At 72.1% G+C, this 18,609-nt stretch carries 12 protein-coding genes; 4 read left to right on the top strand and 8 right to left on the bottom strand.

Translation table 11 applies throughout. The features are described 5' to 3' along the window. Positions 1-113: 113 nt before the first annotated feature. The gene (locus tag ABZX61_RS64070; RefSeq protein ID WP_355212730.1) at positions 114-2,909 is read right to left on the bottom strand and encodes a BTAD domain-containing putative transcriptional regulator; all 2,796 of its coding nucleotides are present in this window, start codon (positions 2,907-2,909) and stop codon (positions 114-116) included. Positions 2,910-3,033: 124 nt separating this feature from the next. Further along, a complete protein-coding gene (locus ABZX61_RS64065; RefSeq protein ID WP_355212728.1) occupies positions 3,034-3,978 on the bottom strand; it encodes a glycoside hydrolase family 11 protein in 945 nt (314 codons plus the stop codon). Positions 3,979-4,216: 238 nt separating this feature from the next. Here ABZX61_RS64065 and ABZX61_RS64060 point away from each other — a divergent pair, with 238 nt between their 5' ends. Continuing rightward, entirely contained in the window at positions 4,217-6,022 is a 1,806-nt protein-coding gene (locus ABZX61_RS64060; protein ID WP_355212725.1) for an RNA ligase family protein, read from the top strand. Further along, positions 6,022-8,934 carry a poly(A) polymerase gene (locus tag ABZX61_RS64055; RefSeq protein WP_355212723.1) on the top strand — a complete coding sequence of 971 codons (2,913 nt, stop codon included), beginning with the start codon at positions 6,022-6,024 and terminating at the stop codon, positions 8,932-8,934. Before ABZX61_RS64060 ends, ABZX61_RS64055 begins: the two co-directional genes overlap by 1 nt. A gap of 10 nt (positions 8,935-8,944) precedes the next feature. On the opposite strand, the gene ABZX61_RS64050 is transcribed toward ABZX61_RS64055, so the two are convergent. From ABZX61_RS64050 to ABZX61_RS64040, 3 genes are all read right to left on the bottom strand, one after another. Beyond that, a complete protein-coding gene (locus ABZX61_RS64050) occupies positions 8,945-9,658 on the bottom strand; it encodes a hypothetical protein (protein WP_355212720.1) in 714 nt (237 codons plus the stop codon). A 108-nt stretch (positions 9,659-9,766) separates the two neighbouring features. Beyond that, the gene (locus tag ABZX61_RS64045) at positions 9,767-10,882 is read right to left on the bottom strand and encodes a hypothetical protein (RefSeq protein ID WP_355212718.1); all 1,116 of its coding nucleotides are present in this window, start codon (positions 10,880-10,882) and stop codon (positions 9,767-9,769) included. After that, positions 10,882-11,391, bottom strand: coding sequence for an RNA polymerase sigma factor (locus tag ABZX61_RS64040; RefSeq protein WP_355212715.1), 510 nt, complete (start codon positions 11,389-11,391; stop codon positions 10,882-10,884). The genes ABZX61_RS64045 and ABZX61_RS64040 overlap by 1 nt, the downstream gene beginning before the upstream one ends. 138 nt (positions 11,392-11,529) lie before the next feature. Here ABZX61_RS64040 and ABZX61_RS64035 point away from each other — a divergent pair, with 138 nt between their 5' ends. Next, entirely contained in the window at positions 11,530-14,784 is a 3,255-nt protein-coding gene (locus ABZX61_RS64035) for a fibronectin type III domain-containing protein (protein ID WP_355212713.1), read from the top strand. A gap of 2 nt (positions 14,785-14,786) precedes the next feature. Here the strand turns inward: ABZX61_RS64035 and ABZX61_RS64030 are convergent, their stop codons facing one another. Then, positions 14,787-15,575: a helix-turn-helix transcriptional regulator gene (locus tag ABZX61_RS64030; RefSeq protein ID WP_355212710.1), complete on the bottom strand. Its 789-nt coding sequence runs from the start codon at positions 15,573-15,575 to the stop codon at positions 14,787-14,789. Between the two features lie 115 nt (positions 15,576-15,690). Between ABZX61_RS64030 and ABZX61_RS64025 the strand changes: the two genes are divergently transcribed. Further along, positions 15,691-16,704 (top strand): NAD(P)-dependent alcohol dehydrogenase, encoded by a 1,014-nt coding sequence (locus ABZX61_RS64025; RefSeq protein WP_355212707.1) that lies wholly within the window; start codon positions 15,691-15,693, stop codon positions 16,702-16,704. Between the two features lie 9 nt (positions 16,705-16,713). Here the strand turns inward: ABZX61_RS64025 and ABZX61_RS64020 are convergent, their stop codons facing one another. Together ABZX61_RS64020 and ABZX61_RS64015 are read right to left on the bottom strand one after the other, a co-directional pair. Then, the gene (locus ABZX61_RS64020) at positions 16,714-17,178 is read right to left on the bottom strand and encodes a pyridoxamine 5'-phosphate oxidase family protein (protein WP_355212704.1); all 465 of its coding nucleotides are present in this window, start codon (positions 17,176-17,178) and stop codon (positions 16,714-16,716) included. Next, entirely contained in the window at positions 17,175-18,572 is a 1,398-nt protein-coding gene (locus ABZX61_RS64015) for an MFS transporter (protein WP_355212701.1), read from the bottom strand. The genes ABZX61_RS64020 and ABZX61_RS64015 overlap by 4 nt, the downstream gene beginning before the upstream one ends. Between the last annotated feature and the right edge of the window lie 37 nt (positions 18,573-18,609).

Raw genomic sequence — 18,609 nt, 5'->3', positions numbered from 1 at the left:
GACGAGGGCGGCCGCGGGCTCCAGCTGGTCTCCGCGATCTCCCATCGCTGGGGCACCCGCTACACCGACACCGGCAAGTGCATCTGGACCGAACAGCCCCTCCAGCCCGCCCTCTAGGAGGATCTCGCTCCCAAGGCGTCGAGCCTCTCCCGCACGTGCTTCGCCTTCTCGGTGCGGTGCTGGTCCTGGTAGATGGCGAGGGCCTGGCCCCAGGCCCGGGCGGCTTCGCCGTCCTGGCCGAGGGCGTGGTGGGTGTCGCCGAGGTGGAGGAGCGTGTCGGCCTCCTGGCTGGCGTTGCCGGTCTCCCGCCGCAGCGTCAGGGCCTCGCGGTAGTAGTCGAGGGCCCGGGTGTGACGGCCGGTGTGGTGGGCGATGTAGCCGAGGCTGTCGAGGGTCGCCGCCTCGCCGTTGCGGTCGCCATAACTGCGGAGCAGGGCCAGCGCCTGTTCGCAGTGCTCCCGGGCCCTGGGGAAGTCGCCGAGCATCGCGGTGCCCCACCCCAGGGAGTTGAGCGCGTTGGCCTCCCCCATGGCGTCGTCGATGTCCCTGTACAGCCGCAGGGCGTGCTCCAGATGGACCAGCGCCTGCACGGGCTCCTCCCGGTGGCCCCACGCCAGCCCGAGCGTATGGCGGACATGGGCCTGGCCGGCGATGTCTCCCGACTGCTCGTACAGGGCGAGGGCTTCGGCGAAATGGGACAGCGACTCCGCGTGGAGCCCCGCCCGGGTGCAGGCGCGGCCGAGCAGCTGGTGGACCATGGCATGGGCGGTCACATCGGCCACGTGTTCGACGGCGCCGGACGCCAGGCGCCAGGCCGCGACACAGTTCTGGAGCAGGTTGTGGCCCAGGTGGAAGGTGTCGAGCGTCCAGGCCAGCTGCCATACGGCGCCATGAAGACCGTGCTCGGCGGCCAGCCGCTGGGCGGCGAGCGCGCAGGCGTGCTCGGCCTTGAACCAGGCCTGTGCCGCCGCCACGTCCGCCAGGGCGTCCGTCAGGCAACCGGGAGCGGGCGGCTCCATCCGGATGGCACTGCGCCGGCGCGGGGAGAGCAGGCGGTCGGCGGCGTACGACGTGTGCAGGTAGAAGTCCACGAAACGGCGCACGGCGGCGGTACGGGCGTCCGCGCTCAGGTCGAGGCGGGCGCGGTCGATGGCGTAGAGGCGGACGAGATCGTGCATCCGATACCGGCCGGGAACGTGCTGATCCAGCAGATGGGCGGTTTCCAGGGTGCGCAGCAGCGTACGGGTGTGCGCCACCGGGCGGCCGATCAGGCTGGCGACGGCGAGCAGGCTCGTGTCCGGGCCCGACACGAGGCCCAGATGGGCGAAGGTCTCGGCCGCCTCGGGGGCCAGCACGCGATAGGAGGAGCCGAAGACCTCCCGCAGGTCGGTGCTCAGCTCGTCGGTCTGCAGGGCGTCCAACCGGGTGGGCTCCGCCTGGAGCTCGTCCGCCAGCGCGGTGAGGGGAAGGCCGGCGTTGATGATGGCCCGCGCCGCGACGATCCCGAGGGCCAGCGGCAGCCCCGCGCACGTCTTGATGATGCCGTCCACCGCCTCGCGTTCGGCCGCCATGCGGTCCTGGCCCAGGCGGCGTCTCAGCAGCTGGCCGGCCTGCGCGTCGGAGAGCGGCGCGAGGCGCAGTAAGTGGGCGCCCTCGGCCGCGATCAGGCCGGTGAGCGCGGTCCGGCCGGTCACCAGGGTGAGGGCCTCCGGAGACGGGGGCAGCAGTGGGCGCACCTGGTCCGGATCGCGGGCGTTGTCCAGGAGGACGAGCACCCGCCGGCCGGCCAGCAGACTCCGGTAGAGCCCGATCTGCTCGCCGAAGGTGGAGGGCATCCGGTGGTAGGGCACGTGCAGGAACCCGAGCAGAATCCGCACCGCCTCCGACGGTGACATGGGCGTCGCGCCGGGGCTGAAGCCCCGCAGGTCCACGTAGAGCTGGCCGTCGGGAAAGCGGTCGCGTGCCGTGTGGGCCCAGTGGGCGGCGAGCGACGTCTTCCCGACCCCGCCGGTGCCGGTGATCACGCAGGTCGTGGCGGTGCGCGGCGGGGCCTCGTCCGGGAGCGGGAGAAGCCCGTCCAGCTCGAACAGCTCGGCTTCCCTGCCGCTGAAATGCTTGACGTCCGAGGGGAGCCGGCAGACCGGCGTCCACGGTGCGGGCTCGCTCACCGGCGTGGCGCCGGCCAGGATGGCGGCCTGCAACTGCTGGAGCTCCTCGCCGGGCTCCAGGCCCAGCTCGTCGGTGAGCACCGAGCGGGCGTGCTGGAAGGCCTCCAGCGCTTTGTCCCGCTGTCCCGCTCGCGAGTGCGCGAGCATGAGCAGCCGCCACGCGCGCTCGCGCAGCGGCTGCTCGGCGACGAACGCGCGAAGGTCCTCGATCACCTCCGCGGGCCGGCCGAGGGCGAGCTTCGCTTCGGCCCAGTCCAGCCTGACCGCGGCCAGCCGCTCTTCCAGCTCGGTCACGCGGGCGAGCATGTGACCGGAGAGCTTGGTGCCTTCGGCGGGTTTGCCCCGCCACATCCCCAGAGCCCTCTCGAACTGGGCGACGGCGGCGCGGACGTCGCCCGCCTCGGACTCTTTCCGCGCCAGCCGGATCGCCTGTTCGAACTGGAGGAGGTCCACCTCCTCGGCGTGCGCCTCGAAGGTGTAGCCCGTTTCCCTGGTGAGCAGCCGCCTGTCGAGCGACAGGCTCTTGCGGAGCTGGCCGATGTAGGTCTGCAGGTTGGGGATGGCGGAGGGAGGGGGGTTTTCCCACAGGGCCTCCACCAGCCGTTCCCGGGACACCAGCGTGTTGACGTTGAGCAGCAGGCTGGCGAGGACGGCGCGCGGCTTGCCGCTGAGATGCACCTGCCTACCATCGGCCCAGCTCACCCGTACCGGGCCCAAGATTGCAAAGGTCGCGTCGACCATGACCCGCTCCTCGCCTGTAGTGGCTCTGTAGCGTGCTTGTGGCACCAGCGCCGATTGTGACCCAGCGGGCATTCATGGTCGAGAGGGACAGGCCGGAAAGATCTTTCCGGCCTGTCGCCAACGGTCAGCTCGCGCTGCAGGAGACCGTCGGCCAGGTCTGGTTGCCGTTGTGCTGGATCGTCACGCCCCAGTTGTTGCCGTTGCCGTTGGGCCTGGCGGTCAGCACCTGGGCGCTGGGGTAACTGGCGGTGATGTTCCAGGTAGCGATGATCTTCGCCGGGGACGGCACGTTCATCGTCACGGTCCAGTTGCTGGAGCCGCTGACGGCGACGTTGAGGTTGTACCGGTCGCTCCACTGCTGTCCCGCGGACAACGACGCGGTGCAGCCGCCGCCGGGGTTGCCGCCCCCTCCGCCGCCGGAGGAGCCGTCCAACGTGATGTTGGAGTTTCCGCTGCTCTGATATCCCTCTGTCGCGAGGATCATGTAATCGTGGCTGCCCAGGCTCATGCCGTAGCGGGCCCATGCGTCGAAGTGGTTGCCGGCGGTGATGGTGCCGCCTGTCTTCTTCGACTGCCGGACGCTCCAATATTGGTTGAAGGTTCTCGTGCCTTCGATGGAAGGGGCGTTGTACCGCGTCGTCTGGTAGACGTCGTACGTGCCGCCGTCGCTGGTCACGGTGCCCTTGTACGTGCCCGTGGGCCGGTAGGTGCCCCAGTTGTCGACGACGTAATACTCCACGAGCGGATTTCTCGTCCAGCCGTAGAGTGCCAGATAGGCGTTGCCGGACGGGTTGAAGCTGCCCGAGTAGTTCACGGTCCTGCGTCCGCCGGGGTTCCAGCCCTTACCGGCGACGAAATTGCCGGTGTTGCTCCATGAGGTGCTGTAATTGCCGCCGGATCCGAGGTTCATGGACACCGACCCGGCGCTGTCGGTCCAGAACGAATAGAAGTAGCCGTTGTTGGTGCCGGTCTGGTTGGAGGTTATGGGGGCCGCGTTGGCGATGCCGGGCGGCATCACGATGGCGACGACCAGCGCCACGACCAAGGCGCAGGCACGGCGGATGAGCATGTGCTTCCTCCTCGCGACGATTCCGAAATTATCGGACTTGTGTCGAAAGTATCGGCACGGCTTTACGGAGCTGTCAACGAGTCCTGTCAGCCACCAGGACCGTGGGAGCCATTCATCCTGGTCAGCGAATGATCTGCGCCGGTGAAAGTTTCGTACACGTTCCGAAACGACGGTTTATTCGATGGAGGCGGGTTCTTGCCGCTTGTACAGTGACTGCGGCCGAGCGGGGGGAGGGATCATGCGCGTGCACTATCCGCGTACCCCTCACCTGCCCTGGTCGCCCGGTGCGACCCCGGACGACGTGCGCGCGGGCGACCTGTCCGGGCTGCGCGGGCGCGAGGTCGTGGTCACCGAGAAGCTCGACGGGGAGAACACCACCCTGTACGCCGACGGGATGCACGCCAGGTCGCTGGACTCGGCCCACCATCCGTCCCGGGCGTGGGTGAAGGCTCTGCAGGGGCGGATCGGCGGGCGGATCCCCGCGGGGTGGCGCGTGTGCGGGGAGAACATGTACGCCCGGCACTCCATCGCGTACCACGGGCTGGAGAGCTGGTTCTACGGGTTCTCGGTCTGGGACGGCGATCGGTGCCTGGACTGGGACCGCACGGTCGGCTTCCTGCGCGGGCTGGGGGTCCCGGTGCCGCCGGTGCTGTGGCGCGGCGTCTTCGACGAGCGGGCGCTGCGGGGGTTGCGGCTGGACCCGGAGCGGCAGGAGGGCTACGTGGTGCGGGCCGCCGAGGGGTTCGGACGGGCGGAGTTCGCGGGGCGGGTGGCCAAATGGGTGCGGCCGCAGCACGTGCGGACGGACACGCACTGGATGCACGCCACCGTCGTGCCGAACGCTCTGGGCCCGGCGGCGGCGCTGTGGTCGGTGCGCTCGGGCGCGGACCCCGACGTGAGCGCCCTGCTGGCCGCGGTGGACCTGCCCGGAACCGAAGGAGCAGCCCCGGAGGCGGTGGCCCCAGAGGCGGTGGCTCCGGACGCGGCGACCCCGGATGCGGCGGCTTCGGACTCGATGGCTTCGGACTCGGTGGCCGAGGTGGTGGCGCGGCTGGACGCTATCGGCCGGTGTGGAGATGCCCGGCTGGCCGGGGTGCTGGCCGTGGTGGCGCACGCCGTGCCGCGGGCCACGTTGGCGGCGCGGCTGGCGGGGCCGCTGGGCATGCGGTCGGCGCGGCAGGTCGCGGACCTGGTCGGGCTGCACGGTGCGCTGCACCGCCCGTACCCGGACGAGGAGCGGCGGGCCGGGCTGGGGCGCATGGCGTTGGCCGCCGACCTGGGCGTGCTGCACGCCGTCGCGGCGGCCGTGCCGGCCGGGCGCGCGGACGACGAGCGCGACCAGGCCCGCGAGCAGGTCGAATGGTCGGCCCTGCACGCCGAGGACGCCGGGCTGCTCGGCCCGGAGCCGCTGGAGCCGTTCCGTGCCGGCCTGCGCGAGGCCCTGGCCGGCCTCGGCCCGGAGGCGGCCGACCGGTGCTGGGCGGAGGCCCGCGACTCCTGGGCCGGGGGACGGATCTCGACGGTCGAGGAGGCCGTGGCGGCGACCTGGCGGTGGCGGTCCAGGCCGTTCCCCAGGCTGGTGCAGCTGGTCGGGCCGTCGGGCAGCGGGAAGAGCACGTTCGCGGCGGGTCTTTCGGGAATCGACGCGTACCTGTCGCTGGACGACCTGCGCCAGGCCCGGGGCTCGCGGGCGGACCAGCGGGCCAACCGGGAGGTGCTCGGCGAGGGGCTCGACCGGCTCGACGCCGCCCTGGCCGCCGGCGGCACCGTGGTGTGGGACGCCACCTCGCTCAACCAGCACCAGCGTTCCCTCGTCCACGCCGTGGCGCGCCGCCGCGACGCGCTGACCACGCACGCGGTCGTGCTGGTGGAGGAGGACGAGCTGCACCGGCGCAACGCCCGCCGCCCCCATCCGGTGCCCGCGCACGTGCTGGCCGCGCAGGCGCGCCGGTTCGTCCCGCCGTATCCCGGGCAGGCCCACCGCACCTGGTACGTCGGGGCGCGCGGCACCGTCGAAGACGTGGACGGGACCTTGGAGGCGTGATGCGTACCAGTGAGGAGATCTACCACCGGATCCGCTGGGACCCGCGGTTCGACCCGTCCCGGTTCGTCCTGGGGGTCGGCCAGCGCAACGCCGCCCCCAAGCGCGTCGCGCTGCCCGCCTTCACCCCGGGAGGCGACATCCCCTGGCACCGGGTGCTGTTCGTCGAGGCGGACGGCGAGCTGGTCTGGGACCGCGCCACGGGCCTGGACCGCGTCGACACCTGCGAGGCCGGCCGGGCCCGCGACCCGCGGGGCCTGCGGCCGCCGTTCTTCACGGCCAGGACCCCGCACGCCTGGGATCCGGTGGACGGATGGCGCCCGGCCATCGGACGCGGGCGCGCCGGGCACCCGGCTCCGCGCGTGCTGACGTGGAACACGCTGTGGGACCGCTACGACAGCGATCTCCTCGACACGGCCCGGCGCCGTCGCCTGCTCCTCGCGGCCCTCGAGGCGGCCGACGCCGACGTCATCGCCTTGCAGGAGGTCGAGCCCGAGCTGGTGTCGATGCTGCTGGCGGCCCCCTGGGTACGCGCCGGCTACACCCTCGGCACCGACCCGTACGGCCCGGACATCGACGACAGCGGCCTGCTACTGCTCAGCCGGCTGCCCGTACGGGAGGCGGCCCGGCACGAGCTCGGCCCGCACAAGTCGGTGGCCGCCATCGCCGTGGACACCGCCACCGGCGTCCTCGTCGTCGCCGCCACCCACCTGACCAGCGACCACTCCGGCGACGGCGCGGCCAGGCGGCGGGCCGAGCTGGCCAGGATCGCCGAGGGGCTGGCCGGTGTGGACGGCGACGTGATCCTGCTGGGCGACTTCAACGACGGCACGGACACCCCCGCGTCCGCGCTCGGCCTGCGCGACGCCTGGACGGAGGCGCACGGACCCGACCAGACCCCCACCTTCGACCCGGACGCCAACCCGCTGGCGGCGCTCGCCTCCCTGTCCGGCCGGGCCTCGCGCCTGGACCGGATCCTGCTGCGCGGCCGGCCTCGGGTGGTCTCGGCGGCCCTGCGCGGCGACACGCCCACCCCCGACGGGCTGTACGTCTCCGACCACTACGGGGTGGAGGCGGTCCTGGACCTCGAGGGTGCGGAGCCCGGCGGGGTGCTCGACGTGCCGCCGACGGCGCGGACGGCGGTGGCGTGGATACCGCCGCGGGAGCTGTGGCCGCCGATCCAGGCCGTCCGCCGCGCGCACGATCCGCAGATCGACCGCTGGCCGCCGCACGTCAACCTGCTCTTCGGTTTCGTGCCGGAGTCGGAGTTCGAGGCGGCGGCGTCCCTGGTGGCCGCGGCCACCGCCGAGGTCGCGCCGTTCACCGCCAGGCTGGAAGGGGTGCGTACGTTCCGGCACCGCGACCACTCGACGGCCTGGCTCGACCCCGCCGCCGGCGACCCGGCGCCCTGGGCCCGCCTGCGCCGCGCGCTCGAACGGCGCTTCCCCCGCTGCGAGGGACGCCCTGAGGGCTTCACCCCGCACCTGACGCTCGGCCGTACGGACGACCCGATCCGGCTGGACGGGATGGCGGCGGAGGTGGGAGAGCTGGTGCTGCTGTCGCGCCGCGCGGACGAGCCCATGCGCCCCCGAGCGCGGGTCGCCCTGGGCACGGGCGAGATCCGCTGGATCGCCGAGCCCGCGACCGGCGGCAAGGAACAGCACGACGCCTCGGCCGATCGGGCGACCGGTGGGAAGGAGCAACGCGACACCTCGACCGATCGGGCGACCGGCGGAAAGGAACGGCGCGACACCTCAGCCGGCCGAAAGGAGCAGCACGACGACTCGGCCGATCGGGTGGCCCGGCGGCTGGCGGAGGCGCTGCGGCCGGGTGTCGTGTCCGTCGCCGGATCCCGGCGCATGGGCTGCGAACTCCCTGGCGCGGACCTGGACCTGGTGGCCGCGCTGCCCGGCGAACCGGACATGGCCGAGGTCGAGGCCCGGGTGCGGGCCGCGCTGCCCGACCTCGACCGGCTGCGCCAGGTGATCGGCGCGCGGGTGCCGGGCCTGCGGTTCCGTACGGACGGGCTGGAGGTGGACCTGACCGTGGTCCCCACCGGATCGCTGCCCCCCGAGCAGGCGCCGGCCCGCCGCGCCGAGCTGGGCGAGGCGGCCGCGATCGCCTTGAGCGCGGTCAGCGACGCGGACGCGATCCGCACCGCCGTCGGCGGGCAGCACGCCCGTTTCGCCCTGCTCGCCCGGCGGGTGAAGGCGTGGGCGCGGGCACGCGGCCTGGACTCGGCCCCGTTCGGCGGGCTGCCCGGCCTGGCCTGGACGGTCATGGCCGCGCACACCGTACGGGAGAGCGGCGACCTGCCCGCCGACGACCTGCTGAGCCTCTTCTTCAGTACGTGGGCCGCCTGGGACTGGCGAGACCCGATCGCCCTCGGCCCCGCCTCGCCCCAGTCGGCCCCGATCGCCCTCGGCCCCGCCTCGCCCCAACCGGCCCCGATCGCGGTGATGACGCCCAGCGCCCCCGTACGCAACTGCGCCCGCCAGGTCACCCCCGGCGGCCTGGACCTGCTCACCCAGGAGCTCTACCAGGCATGGGAGCTCGTCGAGAGCGGCCGCTCCGCCGAACTGCCCGCACCGCCGCCCCTCCACCGGCGCCACGCGGCCTGGGCGGTCCTGACCGTGCGCTCGGACCGCCCTGAGGAGCTTGACGCGACGCTCGGCCGCGTCAGAGGGCGGATGCTGGACCTGCTCACCGCCCTGGAAGAGGCCGGGTTGCGGGACGTCCACGCCTGGCCGCGCCCGTTCGAGACCGGTCCTCGATCGGCCCGCTACGCCATCGGACTGGGCCGCACTCCCCCGCCGGCCGCGCGGCTCGGCGAGATCACCGGCCGATGGGTCAGGGGCCTGCCGGGCGTCACGGTCGAACGGGCCGAGTGCGGCGCTGTGCCGACCCTGGCCTGACGGACGCCGGTCAGGTGGAGGAGCGCCTGCGGTACGCCCACCCGCCCACCGCGGCCAGCGCCACGACGCCCACCGCCACCAGGGCGGCCACCAGCACGCCGGTGCCCCCGTCGGGACCGGCGGACTCGGTGGCGGCGGACTTGGCAGCGGCGGACCCGGCTGAAGTCGACCCGGCCGCAGTCGACCCGGCTGAAGTCGACCCGGCCGCAGTCGACCCGGCCGCAGTCGACCCGGCGATGGTGGGCTCGGCGGCGCCGGTGTGGCGGACCCGGGTGGGCGTGCCCAGGGCGGCGATCAGCTCCCGGGTGACCCCATTGCCGTCGTCACGCCGCAGCGGCCGGTCGCCGGCCGGCAGCGACGCGTTGCCCGAGCAGCTGGACGTGGTCAGCGCCTCGTCACGCCCGCCGGCGAACACCAGGTGGCGGCTGCCCGCGGCGAAGTCGTACCCGCAGGCCGGCCCTTCGCTACGGGTGGAGACCTGGAACCACTCCCGCGCCTGCCCCTTGTAGACGTGGTCGGCGCGGAGGACGGCGATGACGTGCCCTCCGCCGCTCTCATCCGGGCTCACGCCGACCCGAGTCACCGTGCCGGCGAACACGGCGACCGCGCTCTCCATCTGATCTTGCGGGCCCCGTTCCACACACTTGCAGGCGGACGCCGTGCCGCCGGTGAACATGACCAGCCCTGCCACGAGCGCGAGCAGGGCGAGAACGCGTGATGTCATGCCCTCTTGACGTACGCCGCCGAAGATCGGTTCGCCGGGGCGGCGCGCGGCCCCGGCGACCCCGCCGTCGAGCGCCTGGCCGCGCTGTCGAGGGTGGGTGGCCCGGCCTCAGTACCGGCCTCGGCAGCCTCGGCAGCCGGGCGGCAGCACCGGCCGGGCGTCGCTCCACCCCGTCCGCACGACGGTCGAGGCCACCCCCGCGACGCCCCGCGGGAGGCCGGGCAGGGGCGCCACCTGCTGGACCGCCCACAGCTCGCCGCTGCTCGGGTCGATGACGAGTTGGACGCGGACGGCGTCGTTGACGCGCAGCTGCAGGGTCACGCCTCGGCGGCCCGCCGCGTCGCGGACGTCGTCGACCACGCGAGCCCCGGGCAGGGCGGCCAGCATGCGGTAGGCCGCCGCCCGGGTGCCCGGGGTCGCCGGAACGTCCTTGACAAGCCGGATCCCCGCTGCCCGCACCCAGTCGTCCGGGCTCTGGTCGTAGCCGAGCGGGACGTGCCTCAGGAGCTCGGTCCTGAGCGCGGTCGCCTCTCGGGGAAGCGCGAGCAGCTGCTCCAAGGTCGGCTGCCACCCTGGCGCCAGACTCAGAGACCTCTCCAGCGTGCGCACCGGGTAGAAGCGCAGCTTGGGGTCGCACTCCCGGGCGGGACAGAGCTTCGGGGAGCCCGCCCGCCTCCATGCCGCGGCGGCCTCGGCGCCGTAGGGCTTGGCCGAGACGGGTTCGTACCAGGTGTAGCCGTCGTGGTCCCGCCCGAGCACCAGCACGTCCTTGCCGCGTTCCTCGACGAGGAAGCCCTCCGTACCCTTCGAACGGACGACCTCCTCGATCTCCAGCCACCAGTAGCGGCCGCTGCCCTGAGGCTGCGCCGCGAGCTTGCCGGCTGCCGCGTCCAGGAGTTGTCCGGGGGTGGAGGCGACCTGTTCCCGGCCCGGCGAAGGCACCAGGAGCACGACCGCGCCGATCACGAGGACCACGGCCATCGCCGCGAGCGCGATCCCCCGCCATCCGCGCGCCACCGAACGCCGGCCACGGACCCGCCGCGCCGCAGGACCGGCGGTCCGACCGGTGGGCCGGGCGGCGGAGCGGGCGGTCCGGCCGGTGGGCCGGGCGGCGGGACGGGCGGCGGTGGCTTCGGCGAGCCGGGCCCGTGCCGCGGCGTGCTGCGCCGGCGAAAGCGGCGGTACGTCCGGCATCACCCGGTCGATGAACTCGAACTCCTTCATCACACCTCCACCCCCAACGCCGCACGCAGCTTCGTCCTGGCCCTGCTCAGCCGCGAGGCGACGGTTCCCTCGGCGACCTTCAACGCGGCGGCCACCTCCGCGTAGTTCAACCCGCCGTACGCCACCAGCAGCACGACGTCACGTTCGCCGGCCGAGAGCTTGGTGAGCGCCTTGGCCAGCCGCCCGACCGTCACCTCGGCGGTGAGCCGATCGATCACCCGGTCATGGGGCCCGTCGTCGGGCGGCGGCCCGGTTCTCGCCAGCGCGCGGTACCGGCGCACCTCCGTACGCCGGTGCCGCCCGATCAGGTTGGTCGCGATGCCGTACAACCACGGCCTGATCTCGCCGAACGACGGATCGAACGCCTCGCGCTGATCGAAGGCGATCAGAAAGGTCTCGGCCGCGAGGTCCTCGGCCACGTCGAGGCCGACCCGTCGGCCGAGGTAGCGGCGGATCTCCTCGTAGTGGGCGTCGAAGACCGCTTCGAACGCGTCAGGGGCAGTGATCACTCAAGGACTCCCGAATGAGGTGGACACCCCTTCTTGCCCGCGGCGAGCCTCGCCTTCCCGCGAATTCTCCATTTACGACATCCGGTTTATTTGTTAAGAAGGTTTATTAACGAATAGACCAGCCTAGAGAGGGACCCCATGGCGCGCTCTCGGCTCATCCTCATCCTGTTATCGGCCTGTGCACTGCTGGTGAACGCCGCGGGCGTGGCGCCGCCCGCCTCCGCGCAGGCCGTACCGGCGACGACCGCCCTGACGGGATACAAGATCCAGTCCACGGCGAAGGTGTCCGACTCCGGGGCCGCGATCTCCACGCCCGGTTACGCGGCCACCGGCTGGTACCCGGTGGGCCCCCGCTCGACCGTGCTCGCCGGCCTGCTGCAGAACAACGTCTACCCGGACCCCTTCTACTCCACGAACATGCAGTCGATCCCGACCGCGGACTTCGACGTGCCGTGGTGGTACCGCTCCGACTTCACCCTCGGCGACGAGTCCGGATTGCGGACCTTCCTCGACGTCAGCGGCGTGATCTCCAGCGCCGACGTGTGGGTGAACGGCACCCAGGTCGCCACCGCCGCCCAGGTGGCCGGGGCCTACACCCGCAACGAACGGGACGTCACCGCCCTGGTGCACCCGGGCGTCAACTCGGTGGCCTTCCGCATCAACCCGAACAACCCCGACAACCACCTCACGATCGGCTGGATCGACTGGGTGCAGCTGCCGCGCGACGACAACATGGGCATCTTCCGCGACGTCCTGATCCGGCGCAGCGCCGACGTCTCGCTGCGCGACGCGCATGTCATCACGAACCTCGCGGTGCCGGGGCTCGACCGCGCCGACCTCACCATCAAGGTCGACGTCCGCAACGCCACCGGCAGCGCCGTGAACGCCACCGTCAAGGGGACGATCGGCTCGCTCGAGTTCTCGCAGGACGTCGCGCTGGCCGCGAACCAGACCAAGCGGATCACGTTCAACCAGACGCTGGCCAACCCGCAGGTGTGGTGGCCGCACACGATGGGCGCCCAGCCGCTCTATGACCTGAACCTCACGGCGACGACCGGCGGCGCGGAGAGCGACACGCTGACCCAGCGCTTCGGCGTGCGCAAGGTGGAGTCGGGCAAGAACGCCAGCGGCCGCCGCTACTACAAGATCAACGGCAGGCCGATCCTGATCAGGGGCGGCGGCTGGTCTCCCGACATCTTCCTCCGCAAGAACCTGGGCTACCTGGAGGACAAGATCCGCTACGTCAAGGACCTCGGCCTCAACACGATCCGCGTCGAAGGCCACCTGGACACCGACGAGCTCTACGACCTGGCCGACAAGTACGGCATCCTGACCCTGCCCGGCTGGGAGTGCTGCGACAAGTGGGAGGGCTCCTTCAGCAGCTCCGACTATCCGATCGCCAAGGCGTCCATGCAGGCGGAGGCCACCCGGCTGCGCAACCACCCCAGCGTGATCTCGTTCCTGATCGGCTCGGACAACCCGCCGCCGGCCCAGAAGGAGACCAACTACCTCGACGCCCTCACCGCGGCCGAGTGGCAGCTCCCGATCGTGTCCGTGGCCTCCGACAAGTCCAGCCCGCAACTGGGCAACTCGGGCATGAAGATGCCCGGCCCGTACGACTGGGTGCCGCCGAGCTACTGGTACAACAAGCGCGAAGGCGGGGCGTTCGGCTTCAACTCCGAGACCGGCGCCGGCCCCGACGTCCCGACGCTCGACTCGCTCAAGCGGATGATGACCTCCGCGCAGATCGACTCGCTCTGGCAGAGCCCGAGCGCGACGCAGTATCACCGCTCGCCGTCGAGCACCTTCGACGACCTGACCATCTACCACAACGCCCTCAGAGGCAGGTACGGCGTCCCGTCCGGCCTGACGGACTACATGAAGAAGGCGCAGCTCGCCCAGTACGAGGCGGTCCGAGCGCAGTTCGAGGCCTACGGCCGCAACTTCACCGACTCGAGCAACCCGTCCACCGGCGTCATCTACTGGATGCTCAACAGCGGCTGGTCCTCGCTCCACTGGCAGCTCTTCGACTACTACCTGGACCAGGGCGGCTCCTACTGGGGCGCCCGCGAGGCCAACAAGCCCTTGCACGTGCAGTACTCGTACGACAACAAGTCCGTCGTCGTGGTCAACTCCGGCGTCTCGGCCGCCTCGGGCCTGACCGTCAAGACGGACGTGTTCAACACGGACGGATCCGCCAAGTACAGCAACACCGCGACGGTCAGCGTCCCCGCCGACGGGGGCAAGGCGACCGCGGTGACCGTACCGGCCGTCAGCGGTCTCTCCACGACCTACCTGGTACGGCTGACGCTGCTGCGCGACGGCCAGGAGATCGACCGCAACGTCTACGCCCTGTCCACCTCGGACGACGTGATCGACTGGGCGAACAACGACTGGTACTACGTCCCGACCTCCCGCTACGCCAACCTGACCGGCCTCAACGGCCTGGCCCAGACCCCGATCACCGCCACCGCCTCCGCGCCCTCCCCCGGCACGGTCACCGTGACGATCAAGAACACCGGTACCGGCGCCGTCCCCGCCTTCATGCTGGACGCCGACGTGGTGGACGCGGCGGGCAAGCCCGTGCTGCCGATCCAGTGGTCGGACAACGCGATCAGCCTCTGGCCGGGGGAATCCAAGACCCTCACCGCCACGTACCGGGCCTCCGACCTGACCGGTTCGCCGAGCGTACGAGTGGCCGGGTGGAACACCGCCACCCTCACCGTCCCGACCGGGCCGCCCGACACCCAGAACCCGTCCGTGCCCGGCAACCTGCGCACCACCGGCAAGACCTCGTCCAGCGTCACGCTGGCCTGGGACGCCTCCACCGACAACGTCGGCGTCACCGGCTACGACGTCTACAACGGCACCGCCCTGGCCACGACGGTCACCGGCACCACCGCCACGGTCTCCGGCCTGGCGGCCGGCACGCCGTACACCTTCACGGTCAAGGCCCACGACGCGGCGGGCAACTCCTCAGCACCGTCGAACGCCGTCACCGAGACCACCGGCAGCGGCCCCGCCGTCTACCAGGCGGAGGACGCGACGATCTCGCAGGGCGTGGCGGAGTCCAACCACGCGGGCTACACCGGAACGGGGTTCGTGAACTACGACAACGTGACGGGCAGCTATGTGGAGTGGACGGTGAACGCCGCGACGGCCGGGCCGGTCACCCTGGAGCTCCGCTTCGCCAACGGCACCACGGCCAACCGGCCGATGACCATCGCGGTCAACGGCACCTCGGTCACCCGCGACTTCACCGGCACCGGCGCCTGGACCACCTGGCAGACCGTCACCCTGACCGCCGACCTCGCCCAGGGGGTGAACAAGATCAGAGCCACCGCCACCACGTCTAACGGCGGCCCCAACGTCGACCGCCTCTCGGTGAGCTGACCTCACCGCTCGGCCCGGCGCCGGAGCAGTTCGGCGGTGGCCTGGTCGGCGGGCAGGAACGCCTCCAGGTGCAGCTCGGCGAGCGTGACGTCGGTCGCCGTCGCGAACGAGGTCAGCGTCGTGATCAGGCGTAGCTCCCCGTCCGCCGAGGCCAGCCTCATGGGGACGGAGAAACCGAGATGCTCGGGCCCGACCGGCGCCTGGGGGACGTACCCGGCCAGTTCGGCGGCGAAGTCCTCCAGGCGCGGGTCCGGGCTCCGGCGGGCTCGGGCACGGAGGTTCTCGATGATGTGCCGGCCCCATTCGCCCAGGTTGCGCACCCTGGGGGCCATCCCGTCCGGATGGAGCATGAGCCGCAGCATGTTGACCGGCGGTTCGAGCAGCTCGGGCGCCGCGCCCTCGGTGAACACCTCGACGGCGTCGTTCGCCGCCACCACCCGGCCGTACGGCGCGATGACGAGGGCCGGATACGGCAGGTGGCCGTACAGGATCTGTTCGAGCGCGGCGCGGACCGGCCGCAGCGCCGACTCCTCCAGCCCCGACTCGGCGAACACCGGCGCGTAGCCGGCCGCGGTGAGCAGGTCGTTGCGCTCCCGCAGCGACAGCCCGAGCGACTCGGCCAGCCGGATCACGATCGCGCGCCCCGGCCGGGAACGGCCGCTCTCGATGAAGCTCAGATGGCGCTGGGTCGTGCCGGCCAGCGTGGCCAGTTCGAGCTGGCTGACCCGGCGAAGCCCGCGCCAGCGTCTCAGCTCCGTGCCGACGCCGTTCTCCATGGTTGTGCTGCTCACCGCTCTGTTCTATCCGGTCGCCGTGCGCGTCCGCGATTCCCCCCGGGGAATTGCCGGCCGCCCTGGCCGCCCCGCACGATCGTGCCCACTCATGCGGATCCGGAAAGGACATCAGATGAAGAGCTACCGCCTCGTGCCCGGACGTGGCCTCGACGGGCTGACGCTGCACGACCGCGACGAGCCCGAACCCGGGCGCGGGCAGGTCGTGGTCAGGATCCGCGCGAACTCCCTCGGGTTCCGCGACCTGCGCGTGCTGTCCGGAGACTATCCCCTGCCGGTCACCCCCGGGGTGGTGCCCGGCTGCGAGGGAGTGGGAGAGGTCGTGGCGGTCGGCGCGGACGTCACCCGGGTCAGGCCGGGTGACCGGGTGGCGGCCACCGTCTTCCCGCGCTGGCTGGACGGCCCGTTCCGGCGCGAGGACGCCGCCCAGCTCGGCACCATGATCGACGGCGTGCTGACCGAGTACGCGCTGCTGAGCGAGGACGGCGTCGTGCCCATCCCCGAGCACCTGTCGTACGAGGAGGCCGCGGCGCTGCCGCTGGCGGCGGTGACCGCGTGGAACTCCCTGACCTCCGGCGGCGCCCCGCACGCCGGCACGACCGTGCTGACGCTCGGGTCGGGCGCCGTGTCGCTGTTCGTGCTGCTCTTCGCCAAGCTGGCCGGAGCCAGAGTGATCGTGACCACGTCCGGCCCCGCCAAGGCCGAGCGGCTGAAGGCGCTCGGAGCCGACGAGGTGATCAACTACCGGGAGAACCCGGCCTGGTGGAAGGAGGTGCACGCGCTGACCGACGGCCGGGGAGCCGATCGCGTCGTCGACGCGACGGGGCCGCTGGAGCAGTCGCTGCGGTCCGTCTCGGCCGGCGGCGAGGTCGCCTTCGTCGGCTACTGGCTCTCCGGCGCCGAAGGAGCCACACCGGTCGACCCCGCCACCCTGTTCATGGCCGGTTCGGTGCTGCGCCGGATCGCCACCGGCAGCCGGGCCCATTTCCTCGAGCTGAACCGGGCCGTCGAGGCGCACCGGCTGCGCCCGGTGATCGACCGGGTGTTCCCGTTCGAGCAGGTGCCCGACGCCTTCGCCTACTGCGGGTCAGGCGGCGGCTTCGGCAAGGTGATCGTCAGCCACGCCTGACCCGCCCGCTCAGCCGGCCGTCCAGATGCGGCTGCGCAGGTCCATGCCGCGGATGACCTGGACCCGGAAGGGGTCGAGGCGCAGGACGTGCAGCTTGGGGTCGGCCGGCGAGCGCCAGAAGGCGCCCAGGTCGTACCCGGCGCCCCGGGGGCTGGTGGCGCGGTAGAGGTCCCACACGCGCCGCCGCACGTCCAGGTCGTCCACCCACGCGGCCACGGCGTCGACGGCGACCGAGCTGTTGCCGGGCTTCCAGTACGAGAACGAGGTGTGCGGGTTGCCGGCCAGGTGGGCCGCCTTGACCGGGGTCCGGTAGGTGGCCAGCCAGCCCAGCGGCCGCCCGTCCACGTTCTCCCAGATGGGGATGAGCACCCGGGTGCGCGGGCGGTTGCGGGCGTCCACGGTGACCATGGTGGCGTACACGGTGGCGCCGACGATGGCGTTGAACTCGGCCTCGATCTCCGCGAACGACGTCATCGCGCGGCTCCCTTCCGCAGGCCGAAAGCGCTGACCACGACGGCCAGGGCCGCGGCGGCGATCGGCACGGCGAGCGCGGTGCGGTAGGCGCCGAGCAGGTCCCCCGCGTCCGCCACGGCCACGATCACCGTGGTGCTGGCCGCCAGCCCGAGCGCCGCGCCGAACTGGAAGGAGGTGTAGAGCAGCCCGCCGGCCAGGCCCTGCTCGCTCTCGTCGACGCCGTCGGTGGCGACGATGGTGAGCGGACCGTACGCGAGGGCGAACGCCACCCCCAGGATGATCATGGTGGGGAACATCGCGAGATAGACGGTGTCCATGCCGATGGGCAGGAACAACACGTACGAGAGCACGGCGAACAGCAGCCCGGCCAGGATGACCCTCGCGTTGCCGAACCGGTTGACCAGCCGCGGGGTCAGGGTCGGGGCGAGGACGGCGTCCGCGCCGACCGCGAGCATGGCCAGGCTGGTCTGCAGCGAGGTCCAGCCGCGCACCTCCTGGAGATACAGGACCGCGATGAACTGGAAGCCGAAGAAGGCCCCGGAGAACAGCAGCCCCGCGAGGTTGGCGCGGACGAGCGGCGCGGAGCGGAAGACGCCCAGGCGCACCAGCGGAGCGGCGGAGCGGCGTTCGATCACGAGGAAGAGCGCGACCAGGGCCAGCCCGGTGACCAGCGCGCCGGCGGTCCACCCGGCGCCCACGTGGGCGGCGCGCTCGACGCCGAGCACCAGCAGCATGATGGCGGCGGTGATGGTCACCGCGCCCGCCACGTCCAGCCTGCGCTCCTGGGAACGTTCCATGGGACTGGCCGGGATCAGCGGCACCGCCAGGACCAGGATGATCAGGGCCAGCACCGCCGGCGCGAACAGCACCCAGCGCCAGTCCACGGCGGCGAGCAGGCCGCCGAGCACCAGCCCGAGGGAGAAACCGCCGGCGGCGGTGCCCGAGTACACCAGGAGCGCCTGGTTGCGCCGCGGCCCCTCCTCGAAACTCGTGGTGATGATGGACAACCCGGCGGGGGTCATGACCGCGGCGGCGACGCCCGCCACGAAACGGGCGGCGATGAGCATCCAGCCCTCACTGGCCAGCCCGCCCAGGGCGGAGACGACGAGGAAGATCGCCAGCCAGGCCAGGAACATCCGGCGGCGGCCGAACAGGTCGGCCGCCCGGCCGCCGACCAGCATGAACCCGCCGTAGCCCAGGACGTAGGCGCTGATCACCCACTGCAGCTCACCCGTGGACAGGCCGAGGTCGGCCCGGATGGCGGGCAGGGCCACGTTGAGCATCGCGACGTTGATCCCCTCGAGGAAGATCGCGCCGCACAGGACGAACAGCATCCCCCAGGCCTTGGGGGTCATGCGCAACGACGGCGAAGAAGAGTGCGTGGTTGTGGACACAGGAACGACTCCTATGGTTATTTTTCGTAACAAGGGA

It is taken from the genome of Nonomuraea sp. NPDC003709, assembly GCF_040610775.1.
GTDB classification, from domain to species: Bacteria; Actinomycetota; Actinomycetes; order Streptosporangiales; family Streptosporangiaceae; genus Nonomuraea; species Nonomuraea angiospora_A.
This window is presented reverse-complemented; position numbering and strand designations above follow the sequence as displayed.